The organism is Moraxella sp. CTOTU47915 (assembly GCF_031986685.1).
Taxonomy (GTDB): domain Bacteria; phylum Pseudomonadota; class Gammaproteobacteria; order Pseudomonadales; family Moraxellaceae; genus Faucicola; species Faucicola tetraodonis.
Window position 1 is genome coordinate 501,281 of record NZ_DAMAAE010000001.1, and the last position, 6,329, is coordinate 507,609.

Consider the following 6,329-nt stretch of genomic DNA (forward strand, 5'->3'; position numbering starts at 1 on the left):
CTATTTTTAATTTCTACCAGTCAGATCAGCCCGCCAGCAACTCTTCACAAAACGCTTTGCCAAACAGTAATTTATCTTTGATGGCTGAAATATCTTGTTGATTTTGAATCAGTTCAAAAAACCAACCGCCCTCTTGTACATCACCATATAGCACTGCAGATAAAATACGGTTGTCTTTTACGGTGATTTTTTGATAGATGCTATGGCTAGGGTCTTGATAAATCAATTGCTCGCAGTCGTGACTCACATCGATATCACCTGCCGAAAATAGCGCCACGCCCGAGACCTTTAGCTTGGTTGCCGTTGGTTGTACGCTAAACACGGGCGAGGTGCTACCTGGCTGCTCGTTTAAGGTATGTAGCAGAATATTGGCTTGCTCATACACAGGTGCGACTAGCCCAAATAGCTGGTTGTCAAACTGTACACACTCGCCAATCGCATACACGTCTGGGGTATGGGTTCGCATTTGGTTATCAACCAAAATCCCCCGCTCGCAACTGATACCGACCTGTTGCGCAAGGGCAATATTGGGTCGCACGCCGACGGTCATGATAATGCAATCGCTGTCAATGGTTTTGGCAGGGATGGATGTGTCGACATTATCCGTGTAAGTTAGTCCAGTAACCTGGTTATCCTTATCTACACAAATCGCTTGGGAGTTGGCATTGAGCACAAACTCAATACCTTTGTTTTCAAAGTAAGTTTGCAGTAAATCGGCAGCGGTTTTATCCAGTTGGCGATTGAGTAAATAGCCTGCCCCATGCACCACAGTGACTTTCGCTCCCTGTTGTACCAAAGCATTAGCAGCCTCAAGACCGAGTAATCCACCGCCGATAACCAGACATTTTGGAGATTTTTTGCCATTATGATTGTTTTTTGCGATATCTAGCATAGCATCCACATCGGCTTTGGTACGAAAGCCCATGACGCCTTTTGCGGTATGGTTGGGCAATGGCAAAATAAATGGCGTTGAACCTGTGGCAAACACCAATTTGTCATAGCCGATAGTTTCGCCACTGTCGGTGATGACCTGATGAGCAGCAAGATTGATATCGCTAACAGTGCAACCTGTCTTTACAGTGATGTTATGGTTGGCGTACTCCTCTTGAGAAAATAGATAAATCTCAGCGAAGCGTTTTTCCCCTGCCAATACAGGCGATAGCATAATACGGTTATAGCCTGCATATGGCTCGCTGTTGATAAGCGTGATGGCAAACTCATCTTGACTTTGTTCGCCTTGGCTATCAATCCCCAGTCCGCTGTGGGCACTCAGTCTGCTTTTGGCATACTGCATAGCAAAGCGTGTCCCTGCCATCCCTGCCCCTATGATAAGAATGTGTGTATGTTGCATTGCTTGGCTGACCTTGCTTATCCGACCCGATATTTAAATACTTTAAAATTTAGCACTTTAGAATCTAGCACTTTAAAATTTAATAATTCAAAATTTATGCCAACCGTTTTAAGCGGTTGTTTTTTACTGTTTTCTATGATGTTTTAAATTTTGGCTTTTATTTGCCGGACAGTGTGATGGATGTTAACCACTCTTTGAATTTAATCTCTTTAACTGTGCATGACTGTTTGACGGTTTTTAAAATATTTTTAGACATTTTTTTGCCTATTTATTTGCATTATTTTTTCACCTTATCGATTACTTACCAAAATAGTGCAGTACGGCGTCAAATTTTTATGATTCATACTAATCGGTGAAAGTTTTATCACAGCAAAAAATAGCTAATTGATGGGTCATCAAAAAAATTATTGTAAAAACAAAAGTTTATGATAATGGCATAAATATTGCTTTTGCCTTGTTACCGTGAACCGTACAGGCTTACTTAAAGGAGAAGCAGATGCCCCAACGTTTACCGCTGTTTGCTATGAAATTACCCCGTATCAAGGTGTTACATTACACCTGGTTTGCTTTTTTCGTCACCTTTTTAATTTGGTTTGCTCATGTGGCATTGATGCCAACTATCAAACAATATTTTCATTTGAGCGATGGACAAGTCAAAGCGATCTTGATGCTCAATGTGGCTTTGACCATTCCTGCCCGTTTGCTAATCGGCGCGATGGTCGATAGATACGGCCCCAAGCGTTCGTATAGTGCTGTGTTGTTGATTAGCGGTTTTTTGTGTTTTGTGTTTGCTTTTGCTCAAAGTTTCCAAATGCTGGCGATTGGGCGGTTTTTGCTAGGTTTTGTCGGTGCAGGATTCGTGGTTGGGATTCGTTTGATTTCAGAATGGTTTCCTGTCAATGAAGTCGGCTCGGCAGAAGGGGTGTACGGCGGTTGGGGCAATTTTGGGGCGGCAGTAGCGTCGATGTCGATGCCGATTCTTGCCTTAGTGTATGGCGGTGCAGATGGTTGGCGGTATGCGATTGCGACAACAGGCGTGATTGCGATTGTTTATTCGGTCATTTTTTATCGTGGTGTCAGTGATACACCCAAAGGCGCGACTTATTTTAAACCAAAAAAATCAGGCGGTTTGGAAGTATCAAACAAAGCAGACTTTTACTTTTATGCGGTGATGATTTTACCGGTTTATGCGATTTTGTTTTTGTTGGCGTGGCGTTTGTCACCTAGCGGATTAAAATTATTAACTGCTAATCAAACCATGCTGGCATATGCGGTGGTGGCGGTGCTTGTAGTCTATCAATATATCAAAATCTGGTCAGTCAATAAGCATTTATTTGATACATCTCGCCCTGCGGTAAATCCAGAATATGGTTATCAGTTCAAACAAGTGGCGATTTTGGACATGGCGTATTTGGCATGTTTTGGCTCTGAGTTGGCAGTGGTGTCGATGTTGCCGCAATTTTTTATTACCAACTATGGTGTATCGCATACTTTAGCAGGGTTGACTGCAGGCTGTTTTGCGGTGATGAATTTATTTGCTCGTCCTGGTGGTGGTTTTATGTCCGATGCGGTCGGTCGTCGTAAAGTATTGATGATTGCATTGGCAGGGCAAACGGTGGGTTATCTGCTAATGACGCAAATGACCAAGTTACCATTGGTGGGTGCAGTGGCAATCGTGCTGCTTACTTCTGTATTTGTGCAAGCAGCATGCGGTGCAGTGTACTCAGTTGTTCCGCTCATTCAACGCCGTATGACAGGGCAAATTGCTGGTATGGCGGGTGCCTATGGTAACGTAGGTGGGGTGTTGTTTTTGACTATTTTCTCTATGGTATCGCCAACAGGATTCTTTATTACCCTCGCGATTTTTGCAGGGATTGCCTTTATTGGCGCGACCTTCCTGAGCGAGCCACAAGGACATATGGTCGAGGTGCACGAAGATGGAACGATTGAGCGAATTGCGATAGCCTAATCGCTCTTTAAATCCAACCAAAAAACAGTCGACCAGCGGACAAGGAAGTCTAGTTAGTAAGGCAAAAAAGGGTGTATGCCCTTTTTTCATTTTTGCACAATGCGTAGCAACCGTGCTAGTAAGGAAAAACCCATGTCAAAAGCCATTCAGCAAAATCCCCCCAGTTTGCAATCCTTACCGCAACTGCTGACCCGTGCTGCTAGTCATGCAGGGCGCAAAGCGGAAAATCAAGATACCTTGACAATGCAAACGCTGGTACCAACAGGGGATAGCAGCGCCGCTCAGCTTGCATGGCAAGTCACTGCTTTAGCTGACGGCGTCAGCAGCTGCGGACAGCCAAAGCTCGCCAGCCAATGGGTGATTGATACGCTGATCGACCAATTAACCATGCACCAAGCTGACATGGTAACAACCACTGTTACTAGCCCTGTGACTAGCGATTCATTGAATAACAACAGTGCCGAAACGCTGGCGCAAATGCTCACCAAAAGCGTGCATATTATCAATGATTTTTTGTATTTTAGTGATCACCCTGACAGCTTTGATTCAGCCTCGCAGCGGTATTTGCCCAAATTACTTTCAACCTTATCGGGGCTGCTGTTTACCGAGCCTTTATTATCCGAGCACTCGGCAGTGTTATTTCACACGGGCGATAGCCGTATCTATCGGCTACGACACAACAAACTGCGCATACTCACCCAAGACCACAGACACAAACGAGGGAGAGACAAAGGCGCGTTAGCCGCTGCACTTGGCGCAGATGCCCATGTAGAATTACAACTTGCCCAAATTGATGTGTTGCCCGAAGATGTGTTTTTGATAATGACCGATGGGGTGTATGAATTTATCGGTGATGATGAATTATTGTTACTCACCCAATCGGCATTGGGCAAATTGTTGGCGCTGGATAATTCCACTACCCTAGACTTAGAAAATTTGCCAGAAACCTTGTGCCAAGTGGCATTGGAAAATGGCAGTAATGACAATGTCAGTTGCGTGATGATAGCCGTCTTACCAAAAGTTGCGAGAATTTTGGCGAATGCAGATTTTGACAAAGCTGACCTTGCTGAACATACAGACAGTCGTCATGCGGTTACCCGTTTACGCATTCCGCCTGTGCTGACGGCCGGTGACAAGCTTGATTATTTTACCATTGATAAAGTGGTGCAAAACACCCCACGCAGTAGCGTGTATTTGGCTACCGACAGCACCGCTGACACAGCCGATAATCAGCGTATTATCAAAGTGCCATCTGCCTATTATGAAGACGATAGCGGATTTTTACGGCTGTTTTTAAAAGAAGAAAAAATAGGGTTAAGCCTCAATCACCCAAGCTTACTAAAATTTTACCCCAAGCCAATAAATAGCCAATATCTGTACCATGTCACCGAATTTTTGCAAGGCATGAGCTTGCGTGAATTTATCGACACTCAGCCGCCGTTATCGGTTGCCCAAACTTTTGCTATTGTCAATCAAATCGGTATGGCGCTGCGAGCCATGCACCGTAATTATCTGCTCCATCAAGATATTAAGCCCGAAAATATCATGCTGCTGCCATCGGGTCATATCAAGCTCATTGACTTTGGCTCGGTTGGCTCCTTACTCCTAAAAACTGCACATACACCGCCTGTGGGTGATTTGCACTATATTGCCCCCGAATATTTTAGCGATGCACCAAAAGGGGTGTATTCCGATATTTTCTCGCTGGGTGTGGTGACTTATGAGATGCTGACAGGGCTACAGCCGTTTGATGTCGATACCTTGACCACTGCGATGACCGCCCAAACCACCCAAAAACTGGCGTTCAAAAACGTGCGACAATTGCGCGCGGATTTGCCATTTTGGGTCAATGACGTGCTGATTCGTGCATTGCAAGCAGATAGCAACCGCCGTTATCAGAGCATTGGTGATTTTCTCACCGACCTTGACCCCAAAAGCCATGCCGACGATAAAGCCAAACAGCCGCTGATTGACAAACACCCTGTGCTATTTTGGCAACTGGTCAGTGGCATATTAACGGCGCTATTGCTCCTCACTTGGCTACTGGTTGCGTTAAATCACTAACAATGTAATTTATTTTTCTTGATAGACAATTAACCTATATATTTTAACCCATTGAAATTTATAGTAAATTTAAATATTGGCATAAAGTTTGCTTATATAACAGTATAGAAAAACTTGGGATAATACACGCCAAAAGCCAATCATTATCCTAGTCAAAAAGCCAATGTTTCGTTAGAAGGGGTAAATACATGAAAAATCTTATCGTCGTCGGTAATGGGATGGTCGGGCACCACTTTATCGAAAAAGCGATTGAAAAACGCCTACACCAAACTTACCAAATCCATGTGTTTAGTGCTGAGAGTCGCCCTGCCTATGACCGTGTCTATTTATCCAGTTATTTTGAACATAAAGACGCCAGTCAGCTTAATTTAGTGGATCTGGCAAACTATGAGCAAGCGGGCATTACTTTGCATTTGGGTGAAGGCGTCGCAAGTTTTGATGCGCAAACCAAAACCCTTATCACCAGCAAGGGCAACACCTTAGAATTTGAAAAATTGGTGTTAGCAACAGGCTCGTATCCGTTCGTACCCCCAGTACAGGGCAATGACCATGCCCACTGCCATGTGTATCGCACCATTGATGACTTAGACGCCATCATCGCCACCGCCGCCAATTCTCGAGTACAGCGTGGCGTGGTTGTGGGTGGCGGTCTGCTCGGACTTGAAGCCGCAAAAGCCTTGGTCACTTTGGGGTTAACCACGTATGTGGTCGAGTTTGCTCCACAATTGATGGGCGTTCAGCTTGACGCTGCCGGTGGTGAGCTGCTGAAAAAGAAAATCGAAGACTTGGGCGTCACCGTTTTGACAGGCAAAAACACCCAACAAATCATCGACAACCATGATGATGATGCCAGTTTTTTAACCATGCAGTTTGCTGACGGCACTTTGCTCGATACCGATTTGATTCTATTTAGTGCTGGGATTCGCCCTGAAGATACTATGGCAC

4 protein-coding genes are annotated in these 6,329 nt (G+C 44.7%); 3 read left to right on the forward strand and 1 reads right to left on the reverse strand.

The genetic code is table 11. The annotated features are described in order from the left end of the window. Positions 1 to 25: 25 nt before the first annotated feature. Positions 26 to 1,351: an NAD(P)/FAD-dependent oxidoreductase gene (locus RTL34_RS02240; RefSeq protein WP_099833569.1), complete on the reverse strand. Its 1,326-nt coding sequence runs from the start codon at positions 1,349 to 1,351 to the stop codon at positions 26 to 28. Positions 1,352 to 1,847: 496 nt separating this feature from the next. Between RTL34_RS02240 and RTL34_RS02245 the strand changes: the two genes are divergently transcribed. From RTL34_RS02245 to RTL34_RS02255, 3 genes are all read left to right on the forward strand, one after another. Beyond that, entirely contained in the window at positions 1,848 to 3,320 is a 1,473-nt protein-coding gene (locus RTL34_RS02245) for an MFS transporter (RefSeq protein ID WP_312114212.1), read from the forward strand. Positions 3,321 to 3,452: 132 nt separating this feature from the next. Beyond that, on the forward strand, positions 3,453 to 5,384 hold the full coding sequence (locus RTL34_RS02250; RefSeq protein ID WP_312114214.1) for a bifunctional protein-serine/threonine kinase/phosphatase: 1,932 nt from the start codon (positions 3,453 to 3,455) through the stop codon (positions 5,382 to 5,384). 188 nt (positions 5,385 to 5,572) lie between these two features. Next, positions 5,573 to 6,329 (forward strand): FAD-dependent oxidoreductase (locus tag RTL34_RS02255; protein ID WP_312114216.1); only part of this gene is annotated, 757 nt, incomplete at its 3' end.

Bases quoted from the DNA above. Each gene is read 5' to 3' on its own strand.
- RTL34_RS02250 (WP_312114214.1), top strand. From the start codon at position 3,453: ATGTCAAAAGCCATTCAGCAAAATCCCCCCAGTTTGCAATCCTTACCG.
- RTL34_RS02245 (WP_312114212.1), top strand. From the start codon at position 1,848: ATGCCCCAACGTTTACCGCTGTTTGCTATGAAATTACCCCGTATCAAG.
- RTL34_RS02240 (WP_099833569.1), bottom strand. From the start codon at position 1,351: ATGCAACATACACACATTCTTATCATAGGGGCAGGGATGGCAGGGACA.